This is a genomic window from Kordia algicida OT-1 (assembly GCF_000154725.1).
GTDB classification, from domain to species: domain Bacteria; phylum Bacteroidota; class Bacteroidia; order Flavobacteriales; family Flavobacteriaceae; genus Kordia; species Kordia algicida.
Map to the genome: position 1 here is coordinate 4,824,649 of NZ_DS544873.1, position 16,895 is coordinate 4,841,543.

Sequence of the window (16,895 nt, forward strand, 5' to 3'; positions counted from 1 at the left end):
AAGTGCGCTTCCGCTTTCAACAAAGTTTTCAATATATCTTTGCGAATTTACAATGGCATCTTCACTTTTGGTAATGTACTCAATTCCTGAATAGAAAGAATTTCCAGAATAATCGAGTCGTGCAGAAAATGCATTCGTCATTTCGTCAAAACCTGTATTTTGGAATTCTTCAGGAATGTCTTCTTTTCTTCCCACATAACTTAATCCAGCAGAAAGTGAAGAAGTTTCCAGTTTAAATAGATTTGTCAGGTCAATTTCAGAGTTAAATCCAAAAATTTCACCTTCTGATACTTCAAAACCATCACGTTGTCTTGCGTACATTGCTGTAAAAGACAATGAATTTGAAGGATCGTATTTTATTCTTCCACCTCTAAATGCGTTATTAATACCTAAAGGTCTGTTTTCCCAACCTCTTAAAATAAGTCCGCTTCCAAATTGTTCATAAAAATAACCAGCAGTTACTTCTAGTTTTCTTGTTTTGTACATTGCGTAGTACAATGCAATTCCAGAGTCGTCTAATTTAGGAGAGTAATTTAGTAAAGGCATTGGTGCGTATGATTCTACTTGAATACCTGCAAACCAATTTCCGTAGTTGTAATCTAACTTTAGATAGTTGTTTGATCTAAAATGTTCGTCTTCGGCAAACTTTCCTAGTTTTTTATCATCATTATACCATTGTATATTTGATTCAAATCCACCAGTTAGTCTTCCCCAATCTTTCTTATCTTCATCATCTTGTTCTTGGGCGAATCCAATAGAAAAAGCCAATGCAAAAGAAAGGAATAGTAATTTTTTCATGTAAATATGTAGTTAGTTTAGTATAGTATTTTGGTTGGTTAGTCAGTAGTTACTTTGCGTTTTTCTTGACTACGTCGTAAAGTTGATTTTCTGCGCCAGGGAAATATCCTGTGTGGCGAAATACAATTTTTCCATCCTTAATAACAATTACATGTGGAATTGTAGTGATGTTTAATGAACGTTGTAAATCTTGATTGTCATCCAAAAGAACTCTGTATTCCCAACCTTTACCATTAATTAAAGGCTTAATTCTTTTTTTGGTTCGTGCATCATCAGTAGCAATTGCTATCAATTCAACATCTGTTTCGTCTTTCCAATCATCGTATACTTCGCTAATTGCATCCAGTTCGTTGATGCAAGGAACACACCAAGTTGCCCAAAAGCTTAAAATTTTCACACCTTTTTCTTCAGTGATTTTTTTCATGCTGATGGCACTTCCATCTAAATTTTTAATAGTAACATTTGGAATTTCTTTTTGCGCATTTGCTTGTATTGTAAACATTAAGAATACAACAACAATACTCATAATTGACTTCATAATTTTTAGTTTAATAGTGAGAATGCTGTAAATATATAAAAGCTTGCGTTAAAAAAACAATAAAAATAAAATAAATCAATTTTAACATTTTCCCCACATTCTCTATATAAATTATAGGCTATTTGTTTGATTTACTGTTTGTTAGTTTTTTCTTTTTTTTAACAAAAATTTAATATAAATTAGTGCGCAAATTAGACCATTACCAAACTTTAATAAACAAAAAATGTCTTATGAAAACAAAAAACATCTTTAAATGCTTATTGGCTGTAGCCGCTTTATTTGTCTACTCTTGTAGTAGCGATTCTGACGGAGACGGAGGAACAACGACACCACCAGGAGGTGGAGGAACTTCAGGAATTACTTCAATTACTGTAAATGCTAGTGATAGCTCAATTGAATTAGGAGGATCTATTACATTTACAGTTACTGCAAACGATGGATCAAATGTAACAGCCAATTCTACTATATTAGTAAACAACTCTGCAATTACAGGAGTAGAGTATACGCCAACTGCTACAGGATCTTTCCAAATTACAGCAAAGTATGAAACACTTACAAGTGGCGCTATCAATGTTGAGGTTACGCCTCCAGTGATTACTGCTTTACGTGTAGAAAGTGCAGATACAAGTATCAAAGTAGGAGATACTGCTGAATTTATCGTGATCGGAACTGATGCCGGAGGAAATGATTACACAATTACAAGTGAAGCAACAATTTCTGTAAACGGAACTGAAATCGTTGGAAACAGATTTATGGCAACTGAAATTGCTGATATCGAAGCTTCTGCAACTAAAGACGGAATTACTTCTGCAGTATTTAACTTACCAGTAACAGACGATACTGCGCCAGGAACGTTTGCTAAAAATGCAATTATTGAAGATTATACAGGAACATGGTGCGGATGGTGCCCAAGAGTATCATACGCAATTGAGCAAGTAGAAGCTCAGTCTGACAGAGTATTTGCTATCGCTGCACACAGTGGAGATGCAATGGAGAACTCTTACAGTGCTGCTTTAGATAATGTATATGTTACTTCAGGATATCCAACAGCTGTTCTTAATAGAGACGTAGATTGGACTTACCCAGAGCCAAGTAATGTTGCACAAGCTACAAACTTAGCTTCAGGAACTACAACTTCTGGATTGTCATTAAACTCTATGGTAGTTGGAAACAACTTAAGAGTATACGTTTCTGCTGCTTTTGCACAAAGTACACCAGGAGCTAAATTGGTCGTATTAGTATTAGAGGACGGAATTGTTGCTTCTCAAAGAAACTACACAAGTTACTATGGTGGAGCAGATCCAATCTCTCAATTTGTACACAACCACACTTTAAGACATTCTATTACAGATGTTTTTGGAGATGCAATTCCAGCAGGAAGCACAGGAGCAGGACAAAGACACAAAGAAGTATTTGATATTCCAGTACCAGCTTTAGTAAATGACAGAAGCAAAATGTCAATCGTAGCAATGATTGTAGGATCAGATAACAAAGTTATCAATGCTACTGGAGCTCACGTAGGAACTGATAAGGATTATCAAGCAAACTAATACTTAATTATAATTAGCTAGAATTCTCTTAGATTCTTATACTAAAAAGCGACTCAATTGAGTCGCTTTTTTTATGGATTTTTTCTACAAATGGTTCTTGTCTTCTGTTTGTTAAAAAGAGTTTTTGTGGACGTTTAATTCGATTATAATGACCAAATATCTGTTTTTGGTTGAATTGTTAAATATGGTAAAACCATATCAGTCAGTGTGTTATATTTATTAAATTTAGATTGTTAACCAAAAACTATGTTATCATGAAAAAAAGGAACCTAAAAAAAATCGGTTTAAACAAAAAAGTAGTTTCAACTTTTAGAGTACATGAGCTAAAAGGTGGAGCGTTAAGTGATTTATGGCATCAAGATGAAGACGGATATTACGTATGTTGTTCTGCTTTTGTATGCTAAAAGTTACGTTTACCACGCAAATAATTCTTTAAAAAAATTTAGAAGTTGCCTAAAAAGCCTAAAATGTTATTCGGTTTAACAATTTTTCTACTTTCCAGACAACTTTTTTTAGTTACTGAATGATAATTTTTTCGGTTTGAATTTTATCATTGAATTTTAATTGCAATACATACATGCCCGATTGAAGTGAAATAGGAACTTCTAATTTTGAAGAAGTCACGGTTATTTCTTTGTCTAAAACGATTCTTCCTGAAATATCATGTATTGAAATAGTCAATTCGTTGATAGAAGTTTGCACACGTAATTTTAAAACATCTTTTGTAGGATTCTGCGTTACTTGTATGCTGTTGTTTTGCACATTTGTAGAAACATTGAGCGTAGATTCTACAATTTCATTCCAGGCAAATGTTACATTTGGATCAGTAAGAATCACATGTCCTTCATTAGATGGTGGCATATACCAATCGTCAAAAGGTGTGTCGTTTACCGTATTTTCAGTACTTGGATTTGGAACTGCATACCAATCATTCTGGTTTTTTAAAGCCATGCTACTTATTGTCGGGATGAAGTTAAAATAATCAGTTTCCAGTCCTAAAAAGAAAGCATCAATTGTAGGATCGCCACCAACGAAACTGCCTGATAAAGCACCTAAGTCAAACAATCCGCCCATAGCGGCGTCAATTCCATTTGTGTATGATGGAGATCGTGAATCTGCCGCAGCATTGATGTCACAGAAACATAAAAAAGGTGCATCAATCCAAATATTACTTACTTCATCTGAAACATTCGCAGGATGTGTATACCATACTTTTAAATGTGCATCTGTCAACAAAGCTACACCTTCTATGGTTATATCTAATACTTTTCTGCCCGGCAATACATCATTTCCAAGTTTATCTTGATAAGGCGCGCCATTTCCACTTCCATTAATGATAGAAACTTTACGTAAATTTTCGGGGAAACCAGAATTTGTTAAATTATTCATCCTGTCAAAAAATAAATCTTTAAATGGATGCGCAGTTGGCAGCACAATGCTATTGTCAAAATCGGCTATTTGACCGTTTTGTAAATGTGCTTCCATGTGGTCTGTTAACATTTGTCGTGCTGCAGGCGATTTTAGCATTCCGTCTACAATTGGTCGTAACGATTCAACACTAAAATCTCCAACCCAAGTATCCAATCCGTATGCGAGATAGTTGAATAAATGTTGAAACCCTATCGGAACATTTGCTCCTAAATGCGGAGAATCAAAAGAAATCCACAAGCGTGTGTCATGATTTAGCGTAGGTTCACTTTCCATATAGTTTAGCGCATAACGTGAAATCAATCCGCCCATACTTGGACCAATAATTACGTTAGGTTCATTTCCTACTTTTTGACTGTTAATTGTATTGATAAGCTCTACCAAAATCATGGCATTTCGTTCAATATAATCTGCGCCGCCATCAACTATTACACTACCTACAGGATAATCGTTGACATCTATAATTAGGTCATTATTTGTATCTGTAACATCACTAAGTAGCATGAGTGAATTGTCTGCCAAACGTAAATATTGCGGAAGATTTAACACAATAATATCAAAACTTTCTTCCGTACGTATGCGATCTGCTAAATTTTGAGTCGTTCCGTTGTTGTCAGTATAGGTAAGTAAGTCGTAAACGGCACTAATATTGCGAGTGTCGCCAGGATCAAAACCATCAATAACAATAATAGGTTTGGTAATGTCGGTATTGCCTGCACCTAAAAAGACTTCATATTCTCCCATACCAGCAAAATTAGTTGCGCCCGAATAGATTGATAAATCTGGACTTATAGAAGCTGTAATTCCTTGTGAATTTTCTTCATTCTCGGCAGTAGTTTTTCCGTGAACAATCAATTGTGAGGAGACTATTTTTTCTTCTCCAGAAACCAAACGTACTTTAAATGTGAGTTGCTTCTTTCCTGCGCTTGTGTAATTGATAGCAATTGGCGTATCAAAGTTCACCGCAACAAAGCCATTACCATTGTCAAAATCAACAAAAAATTGAGAAATATTTGTTTCCGCGTCAGCGTTAAATAAAGAGCGATCTATATAAAAAGTAGTTTGTAATCCGTGTTTATGAACGCTCAAAGGCGCAATGAACACTTCTTTTTTCTGCTTAAAAACAGTTTCTGTAGCATTTTGGCGAACTTTATACGTGTTATTTTCTATAATAATGTCGTTGTTGGAAATAGCTTCTGGATTTACAATTTCATATTCGGCATAAATTCCTGCAATTTTGATTGTTTCATTGTATGAAGTAACGCGCATATTGTTTTCGATAGAAAGAAAAGGAGTTGTTTTTCCTGCATGCGACAATTCTTTAGAAGCTTGCAACAAACTGTACATGCTGTGATAATCCGAATGATTTTTTAAGACAGAAAACGGAGCTGTTTCTGTAACAAGTGTTTCTGTTTGTTTCGGAATAGAATTTAATTTAACATAATTGCTATCTATCTGAGCAAAAAGACAGATTGGAAACAAAAGAAATAGTAATTTCAGCTTCATATACAATGATTTAGGGGTTAAAAAATCGTAGAAAATTAACATATTTATTGTGAAATATGAATTTTTTATCGCTTAAATATTGTAAATGGTAAATGTAGTAGATACTTTTAAACAAAAAAGCCGAAGACAATATCTTCAGCTTTTCTATAAAATATATAAGATTGTTTTATCCTAAAAATGGATATCTGTAATCAATTGGCGTTACGAATGTTTCTTTGATGAGTCGTGGAGAAACCCAACGTAATAAGTTTTGAGCAGAACCAGCCTTGTCGTTAGTTCCAGAAGCTCTTGCTCCACCAAATGGTTGCTGTCCTACAACGGCTCCAGTTGGTTTGTCGTTGATGTAGAAGTTTCCAGCACAGTTTTCTAATGCTTTTGTAGCTTCGTCAATTGCATAACGATCTCCTGAGAATACGGCTCCAGTTAAAGCGTATTCAGAAGTTTCGTCAACTAACTTTAATGTTTCTGACCAATCTGCATCTTCGTACACATACACAGTTACAACAGGTCCGAATAATTCCGTTTCCATGGTTGTGTATTTTGGATCTTTGGTAACAATTACTGTTGGATCAATAAAGTATCCTTTCGATTTGTCGTAGTTTCCACCAGCCACAACTTCTGCATCTTCATCTGCTTTTGCTTGATCGATGTATTTTGCCAATTTGTCAAAAGAACCTTCGTGAATAACTGCCGTGATGAAGTTTCCTAAATCAGCAGGAGAACCCATTTTGAAAGAAGCAATGTCTTCTTTTACATAGTCAAGCACTTCATCAGCAATCGACTTTGGTAAGTAGACTCTAGATGCTGCGCTACATTTTTGCCCTTGAAATTCAAAAGCACCACGAGAAATTCCTGTAGCAACTTGCTTCGGATTTGCACTTGGATGCGCCACGATAAAGTCTTTTCCACCAGTTTCTCCAACAATTTTTGGATAGGTTTTGTATGTGTGAATGTTATTTCCAATTTTTTTCCAAAGTTCTTTAAAAACGTATGTAGAGCCTGTAAAGTGAACTCCAGCAAAATCTGGACTCTCTAATACAGTGTCAGTTATCATTACAGGATCACCGTAAACAACGTTAATAACGCCATCTGGCACGCCAGCTTCTTTAAAAATATCTACAATTACTTTTGCAGAGAAAATCTGACTGTCACTAGGTTTCCAAACAACAGTATTTCCCATCATGGCAGCACTTGCAGGTAAGTTTGCCGCAATTGCAGTAAAGTTAAAAGGTGTAATGGCGTATACAAAACCTTCTAATGGTCTGTATTCAACACGATTCCAAATTCCTTCTGCTGAATCTGGTTGCTCCTCATAAATTTGCGACATAAATTCTACGTTAAAACGTAAAAAGTCAATCAATTCACAAGCGGCATCAATTTCTGCTTGGTGTACAGTTTTTGATTGCGCAATCATGGTTGCAGCATTTATTTTTGCTCTATAAGGTCCAGCGATTAACTCGGCAGCTTTTAAAAAGATAGCTGCACGTTGTTCCCAAGTTAACTGCGCCCATTTTTTTCTAGCTTCCAAAGCAGTTTCAATGGCTTGCGTTACATGTTTTTTTTCTGCTAAATGATAGGTTCCTACAATATGTTTGTGATCGTGTGGAGGAGACATTGTGTTGGTGTTTCCTGTTTTCACTTCTTCACTGCCAATATACATTGGTACATCTACATTTCCGTTAAAATATGCATCGTATTGTGCAGTTACAGCAGCTCTTTCCGGAGTTCCAGGTGCGTATGATTTTACTGGTTCATTGATGGCTGTTGGAACTTGAAAAAATCCTTTTCCCATAGGTTGTATTGTTAATAGTGTTTGTATTAAATTTTTGAGGTGCAAAGATACAAAAAAAAAGCACCTTTATTGGGATTTTGATTTTTCGATGAATTTCTAGTTTCTTGCTAATTTCTCACTGGATTTCAAAAAAAATACACATTTCATAATTTAGGGGAATATCTAATGAAAATTTTGTAAGTTGTCAGCTTAAAGACAGACAAAAGCTACTATGTGTACAGTTAGTTTTATTTACAAAGGAAATGATGCATTTGTGTTAACCTCAAACCGAGATGAATCGCCGAAAAGAGAGACAAAAGAACCTGCAATCTATACGATTTCTGATACAAAATTGATCTTCCCGAAAGATGCGCTCGGTGGCGGAACTTGGATTGGAATGAGTAACCAAAAACGTGTAGTTTGCCTATTAAATGGAGGTTTTGAAAAGCATGTGCGTTTGCCTAAATATCGACACAGTCGTGGTGTGGTTGTGAAAGATTTTTTGACAGCTTCTGATATTGAATCAACTGTAAAAAATTACAATCTCAATTTGATAGAACCTTTTACAATCGTACTTGCTGACTGGAACAATACGTTACAGCTTTTTGAATTGGTTTGGGATGGCGAAGAAAAGCATTTTCAAAAGTTACCGCTAACAGTTCCACATATTTGGTCGTCTTCTACGTTATATACTGAAAAAATGAAGCAGTTGCGTCGTGATTGGTTTGCAACATTTCAACAGAAAGAAAATTTGAGCGCAAATACATTACTAAACTTCCACAAAACTGCCGGTGTTGGCGATCCGAATGTAGCTGTAATTATGGATAGAAATGTCGTAAAAACCATCAGTATTACACAAATAGAAAAAGATGCTGATACTATTTCAATGAAATATCACAATCTTGTTAAAGATACTGTTAGCACTATTTCATTTAATACTATAGAAGCATTGCATGAATAATTCGGGAATTATACTTACGTTGGCATATCCTGATACCATTGTAAGAACTGCCGAAGAATGGTATTCACCTTTTCTGAGATTTATAGGAATCGGGAAGAAGCATTACATTCGTGCGGGACACGCCGCGTTGGTTTTGATTGATAAAACTACTGGAAATCTGGATTATTACGATTATGGACGTTATGTGACGAAATTGTCTTACGGACGTGTCCGATCAAAAGTGCGCGATCGTGAATTGGATTTTCCGCTACAGGCAATCATCCGCAACGGCGAAATTGTCAATTTAAAAGAAATTTTACACTTTTTAGGAAACCATCCAGCGTTGACACACGGCGAAGGAAGAATGATTGCTTCCGTATGCGATCAAGTTGATTATGAAGTTGCTCAAAATTATATTGAGTATTGCTTGCGTCAAGGTTCTACCACGTATGCGGCTTTCTTAAAAAATGCTTCCAATTGCGCCCGATTTGTGACAGATACGTTGATTGCTTCCGTGACAAATTCAAAAATTAGAAAACAACTTAAAAAGTCTACGTGGTTTACGCCAAGTACTGTTGGAAATGTGATGTTGGCGAATACGACAAAACACGTATATGAAGTTGTCGGTGATAAAGTAAATATTTTTGATTCTACTTCTAGAAAGGAAACTATGCGCTGTTTTTTAGATCGATTGAAAAATCACGAACCAAATTTATTAGGAAATATTGAACCTAAAAAACTTGATGTACTTTCAGAAAATGCACAATGGCTTTCAGGAATTGGTTCAGGAGTTTGGTTTGAAATTGAAGCGCTTCCTGCAATGATCTATTGTTATAGAATTCGCCGAATTTCTCCGTATGGAACTGTAGATGTTGACGGAATTTTTAAAGTAAACAATCCTGAATTTGATGTGCAACAGCCATACGAGTTTATTTATGATTCCAATTGTGCGTATTGCAATATTTTACAAAATAATGTTGTGTATTATTTTAGTTTTCAGGAAGATTACACGCTGTCGATTGCATAAAAAATCTGATATATTTTTCATTAAGCATATTGTAATAATTACAAGATTAATCGTAGGAATAGCAATTGAAAAACTTTATTTTTGTGAAAATCACAAATTGTATGCAAGAATTTTTTCTTTCCAAACTTAAAGAAGCGTTGCCAGCAAATACTTCTTTGATTGATACTGTTGCTGAGGTTTTGGACATTAGTTATGATGCCGCACACCGACGCACAAGCTTAAAAAGTAAACTTTCGTTGGAAGAAGCGATCAAATTGTCACGCCATTTTAATATGTCAATCGATCAATTGTATGAAATCGGATTGCAAAATGTGATTGCTGTAGAAAAAACGCAAATGATAACTTCGCAAGCAGAATTGCAAGCTTATTTTGAAGCATCTTATGAAAATTTAAAGCAAATTCTAGCGATTAAAGATTCAGAAATCATCTATTCAGCTAAGGATTTGCCTATATTTTATACATCTTCTGACAATATATTATCACGATTTAAAATGTATGTTTGGTTACAATTATTGGGAGATGAACAAAAAGTAGGTGCTTTTGAAAACTTTGCACCTTCGGTTTCGTTAGTCTCTGCCGCATCACGCTTGGGCGAATTGTACGCAAATTTAAAAGTTACTGAAATTTGGGATGTAACTACGATTAATAGTACGTTGAAACAAATTCATTTTTATTACAAATCGACGTTATTAACAGAAACAATAGCGTTGAAATTGTGTGAGGATATAAAGCAACTGATAGCAATGATTGAAGAAAAAGTTGCCAATGAGCCACAATACAGGTTGTTTTACAATGAATTATTATTGATGAATAATACGGTTTTAGTGAAAACTCCAATTATAAAAACCTTGTTTGTTCCATATACTATTTTGTCCTATTATAAAACGAGTGATACCAAAACACTAACACAGGTAGATGAACATTTACAACGACAAATGCGAAATTCCAAATTATTATCTACCGCAGGAAAAAAAGAACAACGAATTTTTTTCAATAAAATGTATAAAAAGATAGATGCGTTAATGTATTTAATTCAAGCGGAAAATGTATTGGATTTTGAGTAGTTTGGGTTCGCTTTGCTCATCAATTCAAGGATTTAAAAATTTAAGGGTTTAAGGTTGTTTCTGATGCCATTTTTAGGATTGCAGTATTGTTTTGCTTTCAGACGTGGCTTTGCCTTTTAGAGTTTTTTTGTTTTTTGTGGATTTGTTCTTCGTGATTTCAAAGTGTACTTGTAACAACACTAATTCCTATTACCCAAAACTAAAGACCTAAAACCCAACGCCCAACACCTAAAGTCTAGTTCAACGCAAATGGCGCACTTAATTTAAAAGTAGGAATAAAAACTCTGAACTTCTTTGTAGTTGTGAAGTTTACCATATTATAATGTCCGCGCATTGCACCAATTGGAGAAGATAATAAACAACCAGATTGATATGTGTGTGATTCTCCAGGTTTTAAAACAGGTTTTTTACCAATTACACCTTCGCCATCAACAATTTCAACACTATTCAAGGCGTCAAAAATTTGCCAGTGTCTTGAAGTCAACTGAACAGAGTCTTTACTTTGGTTTTCAATCGTAATTTGATAGCCAAAAGCAAAATGCATCTTGTAGTTCTTGAAGAAAGTACCTTCAAAACTTGTCTCTACGGATATTTTTATGCCTCTAGTTACCTGTTGAATCATCTGTAATGTTTATAAAATTTATGAAAATATGCTGTCATTACGCACGCTTCATAAATTACAATACACTCAAAAATACGAATTTTCTAAATACTTTGTTCAAAGTCATGAAAAATTTAACGATTTTAATTGAAATTAGGCTTTAATTCTTGATTACACTTGAGTTTGTCGTGCCAATTCCAATAATACTATCGTAGATTTCGCCGAACTTTCGGAAGTACACAATAATCAAATAATCATTTTCTGTTTCAAAATTAGAACCACTTATTTTTGTTGTGTCTACTTCACCTTTTTCGTTGACAACCACATATTTATAATTGTAAAATCCTTGTTTTAATAATAGTTGCGCTTCGTATAGATCGGTTTCAGAATTGTAAAACAATTGATTTTCTTCATTGATTGCGTAGTTGTTAAAACGTCCTTGTACGTAAATTTTACTATTTGGTAATTCCATATAATTCTCTAAGGAAAAATGGATCATGGCATAATCGGCTTCAATTGAAGGATCCGTTCCTTGAATTGTATTGATAAGAAAATCTCCGTTAATATCTGGATTAAATGTATATGGCTGTAAAGCGCGTGTTGCATTGGTGTGTAAATAATTTTGATACACATCTTTCAACTCAATACTTGCAATGCTTACATTTCCGCCTCGAATTTCTTTATTATCAAAATTAAAATATTCGTTTCCGCCAGGAAAACTTGTTTCGGTATTGTAGCGATAAATCAATCGTTTGCCAATAGTATATTGCGGTTTAATATTCGTGATAGCAGTTTTCCAATTGTAATTCTGTAAAATAGCAACCTTTACTTCACGTTCAGGATTTCGCAACAACATATTCGGCGAATTGATCTCAAATTGAATCAGTTGATTTTGCTGAATTGTATTTAAATCACGCGTTCTATGTACAGCTGCGGCAACACCTACAGAATTTTGATATACGATAAACTTCCTAGAAAACATCAATTCGTCATCGTCATTATAAATAGAAAGCATATAGTTTCCGGTAAGTAACAAGGTTGTCAAGTTGTTCGGAATTGTCAATCTATAATTAGAATACAATTGTAACGTATTAAATGAATTCTCATAATTAATAATGCGCTGATTGTCAAAACCTTGCATGTATTGTGCTTTCGCGAGATTGGAAGGTGTCCAATCGTAATTGCAATGCACTATTTTATAATAGTAATCAGCTTCATCACCATTAATATCATCAAACGTAATCTTTAAAGGTTCACCCAGTTTTAAAACAGGAAATTGATCACCTTGATTAGTACCAGCGAGTTCGATACTTTTTATAAAGTATGGAGGATCAACTTCTTCTAAAGGTTTGGTTTGCGCTTGTAAAGAAAGGTTTACAAAAGCTAAAAAAGTGAAAATTTGAAAAATGCGAAGCTTCATTCGTTTAGATTTTTTGTAAAGATACGCAAAATGCATGCCCAAACGATTTTTTCAATTTGGAGCAAAGAAAACATTGCAATAAACACTTAATTTAGAATCAGTATAAATAAATTTTATAGTTCTCTATTGGCTTTTAGTTGAGTTACTAAATGCTTAAATTTGCATGTTTTTTAGAAAAAATCCATAACTATGTCAAAAGACATTCGCATAAAAAAAGGCTTAGATATTAAGCTTGTTGGCGAAGCAGAAAAAACTACTGATGCTGCAAAGGCTAGTAGTTATTATGCGATAAAGCCAGAAGATTTTCACGGTATTATTCCTAAATTATTAGTGAAAGTCGGTCACAAAATTAAAGCCGGAGAGGCACTTTTCCATTCAAAATCAGACGAGACATTAGTATTTCCTTCTCCTGTAAGCGGAGAAATTTCAGAGATTATTCGTGGAGCAAAGCGTAAAATTTTAGAAATTAGAATTTTGGCAGATGCTACACAAGTACATCACGATTTCGGAAAAAAAGATGCTTCAAAAATGTCTGGTGAAGAAGTCAAAGCACATTTGCTTGCTACAGGATGTTGGCCATTTATCAAACAACGTCCGTATGACGTAATTGCAAATCCAGCAAATTCGCCAAAAGCGATCTTTGTTTCAGGTCACAATAGTGCGCCTTTAGCTGCAGATTTAGAGTATGTGTTAGCAGGGAAAGAAGCTGAATTGACAGCAGCATTGACAGCTTTAACGAAACTTACGGAAGGAAGTGTTCATGTAGTTACGAAAAAAGGAGGTAATTCTCCTTTAGCAAATGTTGCAGGTACAACTTCTCATACTGTTTCAGGTCCGCATCCAGCAGGAAACGTTGGGACGCACATCAATAAAATTGATCCTGTAAATAAAGGAGAAACTGTTTGGACAATTGCAGCACAAGACTTAATCATCATTGGAGAAGTTTTGCTTACGGGTAAATTCAATGCCACAAGAACTATTGCTGTAACAGGTTCACAAATTTCAAACCCGAAATACGTAACAGCAATTGCTGGCGCAAATATTAAAGACCTTGTTGCAGGAAACATCAATCTAGATAATACACGTGTTATTAGCGGAAATGTGCTTTCAGGAAGACAAGAAGGTGCAGAAGGTGTTTTAGGATATTATGACAATCAAATTACGGCAATTCCAGAAGGTGACGATTACGAATTTTTCGGATGGAACAAGCCAATCTTCAATAAAGTAAGTACTTCAAGAGCACTTACATTCTCTTGGTTAAAACCAAACAAAAAATACGATCTAAATACAAATACAAACGGAGAACATCGTGCTTTTGTAACTACAGGAACGTACGAAGAAGTATTTCCACTAGATATTTACCCAATGCAAACGCTAAAAGCGTGTATGTATGCAGATTTGGATGAAATGGAAGCTTTAGGAATGTACGAAGTTGCACCTGAAGATTTTGCATTGACAGAATTTGTATGTGTGTCAAAACAGCCACATCAAAAGATCATTAGAGAAGGTTTAGACTTAATGCTTAAAGAAATAGGATAACGCTATGAGCTTGAAAAGTAAATTACATAATTTAAAGGAAAAGTATAAAGGAAAAAAAATGGCGCCGGCGTTCAATGCGTTGCATACATTTTTATACTTACCTAACGAAACTACGCACGGCGGAACACACGTAAAAGCGGCCGACGATTTAAAGCGTACGATGAACACAGTAATCATGGCATTAGTTCCATGTTTAATTTACGGAATGTTCAATGCGGGTTACCAACACTATTTAGCCACTGGAGCAATTGAAGCTGCAGATGGTTTCTTGGGCGCTTCTTTTTGGACGCTCGATAACTTAATTCTCGGTGCTTGGCAAGTATTGCCATTAGTCATTGTATCTTATGGTGTCGGATTGGCGGTTGAATTCTTATTCGCAGTTATCAAAGGACATGAAGTAGAAGAAGGATACTTAGTAACAGGAATGTTAGTGCCACTTATTGTACCCGTTGATATTCCATTATGGATGTTGGCAGTAGCGGTAATTTTTGGTGTTGTCATCGGAAAAGAAGTTTTTGGTGGAACAGGAATGAATATCTTAAATCCAGCATTAACCATTAGAGCCTTTTTATTCTTTGCATATCCAACTTGGATGTCAGGAGATAAAGTATGGGTTCACGGAGCAGTTGAAAGATCACAACAAATAGCAGCAGGACAAAATGTAGATGCTATTTCGGGAGAAACACTCTTAGGAGCATACGCACAGAACAGTACATTACCAGGCATTGACTATTGGGATATGTTTTGGGGATTGATTCCTGGTTCTGTTGGAGAAACCTCTAAATTCTTAATCATCATTGGTGCATTATTCTTAATCTTTACAAAAGTAGGAAGCTGGAGAATTATGCTAAGTACTATAATTGGTGCTTTAGTAATGGGATTAATCTTTAACGGAGTTGTAGATGCAGGATGGATTCCTGATACAAGCAAATTTTACGGATTAATGAGTGTTCCATTCTGGCAACATTTAATTATAGGAAGTATATTATTTGGAGCCGTATACATGGCAACCGATCCTGTAACTGCTTCACAAACAAACAAAGGAAAGTGGATTTATGGTTTCTTAATCGGTTTTATCTCGATTATGATTCGTGTATTCAATCCAGCATATCCAGAAGGTGTATTCTTAGCAATTCTATTAATGAATGTATTTGCACCAACAATTGACCATTATGTGGTTCAAGCCAATGTGAAGAAAAGAATGAAACGTCTAAAAGTAAAAACAGCTTAACGATGGAAAAGAGAACAGATAAAAATTCATATACCGTAATATTCGCTATCGGAATGGTATTGGTGGTAGGTGCATTACTTGCTTATTTAGCATCAGCATTAAAACCAATGATTACTGAAAATCAGCGTTTAGAAAAGCAGCAAAACATTTTGTATGCGATGGGAATTAATAACAACACGCCAGGTAGCGCTACTTTTATATCTACAGATGAAGCTCCTGAAAAGTTTGAAAAGTACATCACAGATCAAGTTGTTTTAGAGGTAAAAGATGGAAAAATTGTAAGTCAACTTTCTAGAGAAGAATACAAAGCGAAAAACTCTGGACAAGAGCCATATTTGATTGATGTAAAAAAGCAACAAGCCAACGCAAAAGCTGGAAAAAATAGAAAACTTCCATTATTTGTAGGAGAAAAAGAAGGTAAAAAATTCTACATAGCGCCAATAAGAGGAAAAGGTCTTTGGGATGCTATTTGGGGATATATTGCTATGGATGAAAATATGGTTGTACAAGGAGCATATTTTGACCACAAAGGAGAAACACCAGGACTTGGAGCAAATATCAAACAACGTTACTTTATGGACGATTTTTACGGAGAACATTTGCTAACGGAAGCAGGAGTATTCAAAGGAATCACGATTTCTAAATCGAATGCAGATCCTACAAATCAAGATAAAAAAGATTACGAAATTGATGCGATTGCAGGAGCAACAATTACAGGAGACGGAGTTACAGCAATGATTAAAAAAGATTTGAAGTTGTACGTGCCATATTTCAAGAACTTAAAAAATAAACAATAAATCATGGGAAAAGATACTAAACTTATATTAGACCCATTAGCAGATAATAACCCGATTACAATTCAGGTATTAGGAATCTGTTCAGCATTAGCAATTACGGCAGAACTCGAAGCTTCTATTGTAATGTCTATATCTGTATTATTTGTACTTGGAGTAGGAAACGTAGTTATTTCGTTAATGCGTAACATCATTCCATCAAAAATTAGAATTATTGTGCAACTTATTGTTGTAGCAACTCTAGTAATTATTGTGGATTTGGTACTGAAAGCATTTGCTTATGAATTGAGTAAAACACTATCAGTATTCGTCGGATTAATTATTACAAACTGTATCATCATGGGGCGTTTTGAAGCTTTTGCTTTAGGAAATGGACCTTGGAGATCATTCTTAGACGGAATTGGAAACTCATTAGGATACGCAGTGATCTTAATCATTGTAGGTTTCTTTAGAGAATTACTAGGTTCAGGAACTTTATTAGGAATTAAAATTCTTGGTGATCCTGTAGCAAAAACTGGTTTGTACGCTTTCGGATATGAAAACAACGGATTCATGCTACTATCACCAATGGCATTAATTGTAGTTGGAATCATTATTTGGGTACAACGTTCAAGAAACAAAGCTTTAATAGAAGACTAAAAAAAGTAGTGAGCTATTAGATATGAGAACTGAGATTTCTCAATACTAA

At 34.8% G+C, this 16,895-nt stretch carries 15 protein-coding genes; 9 read left to right on the forward strand and 6 right to left on the reverse strand.

Annotation, left to right across the window (positions count from 1 at the left end; all coding sequences use genetic code 11):
• Both KAOT1_RS23620 and KAOT1_RS20750 read right to left on the reverse strand, forming a co-directional pair.
• Nucleotides 1-798: DUF6029 family protein (locus KAOT1_RS23620; RefSeq protein ID WP_007096875.1), on the reverse strand; the 798-nt coding region annotated here is incomplete at its 3' end.
• A gap of 49 nt (nt 799-847) precedes the next feature.
• Nucleotides 848-1,336 carry a TlpA family protein disulfide reductase gene (locus KAOT1_RS20750; RefSeq protein ID WP_040559755.1) on the reverse strand — a complete coding sequence of 163 codons (489 nt, stop codon included), beginning with the start codon at nt 1,334-1,336 and terminating at the stop codon, nt 848-850.
• 230 nt (nt 1,337-1,566) lie between these two features.
• On the opposite strand from KAOT1_RS20750, the gene KAOT1_RS20755 reads away from it, so the two are divergent.
• A complete protein-coding gene (locus KAOT1_RS20755; RefSeq protein ID WP_007096877.1) occupies nt 1,567-2,886 on the forward strand; it encodes an Omp28-related outer membrane protein in 1,320 nt (439 codons plus the stop codon).
• Nucleotides 2,887-3,140: 254 nt separating this feature from the next.
• The gene (locus tag KAOT1_RS23135; protein ID WP_007096878.1) at nt 3,141-3,290 is read left to right on the forward strand and encodes a hypothetical protein; all 150 of its coding nucleotides are present in this window, start codon (nt 3,141-3,143) and stop codon (nt 3,288-3,290) included.
• Between the two features lie 112 nt (nt 3,291-3,402).
• Here the strand turns inward: KAOT1_RS23135 and KAOT1_RS20760 are convergent, their stop codons facing one another.
• Nucleotides 3,403-5,820 (reverse strand): T9SS type A sorting domain-containing protein, encoded by a 2,418-nt coding sequence (locus KAOT1_RS20760; protein ID WP_040559757.1) that lies wholly within the window; start codon nt 5,818-5,820, stop codon nt 3,403-3,405.
• Between the two features lie 166 nt (nt 5,821-5,986).
• Complete coding sequence (gene pruA / locus KAOT1_RS20765; protein ID WP_007096880.1) at nt 5,987-7,612, reverse strand: L-glutamate gamma-semialdehyde dehydrogenase; 1,626 nt, start codon at nt 7,610-7,612, stop codon at nt 5,987-5,989.
• Between the two features lie 211 nt (nt 7,613-7,823).
• Here pruA and KAOT1_RS20770 point away from each other — a divergent pair, with 211 nt between their 5' ends.
• The 3 genes from KAOT1_RS20770 (at nt 7,824) to KAOT1_RS20780 (ending at nt 10,622) form a co-directional block, all read left to right on the forward strand.
• Nucleotides 7,824-8,552: an NRDE family protein gene (locus KAOT1_RS20770; protein ID WP_007096881.1), complete on the forward strand. Its 729-nt coding sequence runs from the start codon at nt 7,824-7,826 to the stop codon at nt 8,550-8,552.
• Complete coding sequence (locus tag KAOT1_RS20775) at nt 8,545-9,558, forward strand: DUF6695 family protein (RefSeq protein WP_007096882.1); 1,014 nt, start codon at nt 8,545-8,547, stop codon at nt 9,556-9,558. Before KAOT1_RS20770 ends, KAOT1_RS20775 begins: the two co-directional genes overlap by 8 nt.
• Before the next feature lie 101 nt (nt 9,559-9,659).
• Nucleotides 9,660-10,622, forward strand: a complete 963-nt coding sequence (locus KAOT1_RS20780; protein WP_007096883.1) for a hypothetical protein — start codon at nt 9,660-9,662, stop codon at nt 10,620-10,622.
• A 235-nt stretch (nt 10,623-10,857) separates the two neighbouring features.
• Here the strand turns inward: KAOT1_RS20780 and apaG are convergent, their stop codons facing one another.
• Both apaG and KAOT1_RS20790 read right to left on the reverse strand, forming a co-directional pair.
• Nucleotides 10,858-11,244 carry a Co2+/Mg2+ efflux protein ApaG gene (gene apaG / locus KAOT1_RS20785; RefSeq protein ID WP_007096884.1) on the reverse strand — a complete coding sequence of 129 codons (387 nt, stop codon included), beginning with the start codon at nt 11,242-11,244 and terminating at the stop codon, nt 10,858-10,860.
• Nucleotides 11,245-11,383: 139 nt separating this feature from the next.
• Entirely contained in the window at nt 11,384-12,643 is a 1,260-nt protein-coding gene (locus KAOT1_RS20790; protein ID WP_040560202.1) for a type IX secretion system plug protein, read from the reverse strand.
• Between the two features lie 189 nt (nt 12,644-12,832).
• Here KAOT1_RS20790 and KAOT1_RS20795 point away from each other — a divergent pair, with 189 nt between their 5' ends.
• Genes KAOT1_RS20795 through KAOT1_RS20810 form a run of 4 tightly spaced genes read left to right on the forward strand, consistent with a single transcriptional unit; the run spans nt 12,833 to nt 16,846 of the window.
• Nucleotides 12,833-14,182 carry a Na(+)-translocating NADH-quinone reductase subunit A gene (locus tag KAOT1_RS20795; protein WP_007096886.1) on the forward strand — a complete coding sequence of 450 codons (1,350 nt, stop codon included), beginning with the start codon at nt 12,833-12,835 and terminating at the stop codon, nt 14,180-14,182.
• Nucleotides 14,183-14,186: 4 nt separating this feature from the next.
• Entirely contained in the window at nt 14,187-15,413 is a 1,227-nt protein-coding gene (locus KAOT1_RS20800; RefSeq protein WP_007096887.1) for an NADH:ubiquinone reductase (Na(+)-transporting) subunit B, read from the forward strand.
• A 2-nt stretch (nt 15,414-15,415) separates the two neighbouring features.
• Nucleotides 15,416-16,210: a Na(+)-translocating NADH-quinone reductase subunit C gene (locus tag KAOT1_RS20805; protein WP_007096888.1), complete on the forward strand. Its 795-nt coding sequence runs from the start codon at nt 15,416-15,418 to the stop codon at nt 16,208-16,210.
• 3 nt (nt 16,211-16,213) lie between these two features.
• Complete coding sequence (locus KAOT1_RS20810) at nt 16,214-16,846, forward strand: NADH:ubiquinone reductase (Na(+)-transporting) subunit D (protein WP_007096889.1); 633 nt, start codon at nt 16,214-16,216, stop codon at nt 16,844-16,846.
• Nucleotides 16,847-16,895 lie beyond the last annotated feature (49 nt).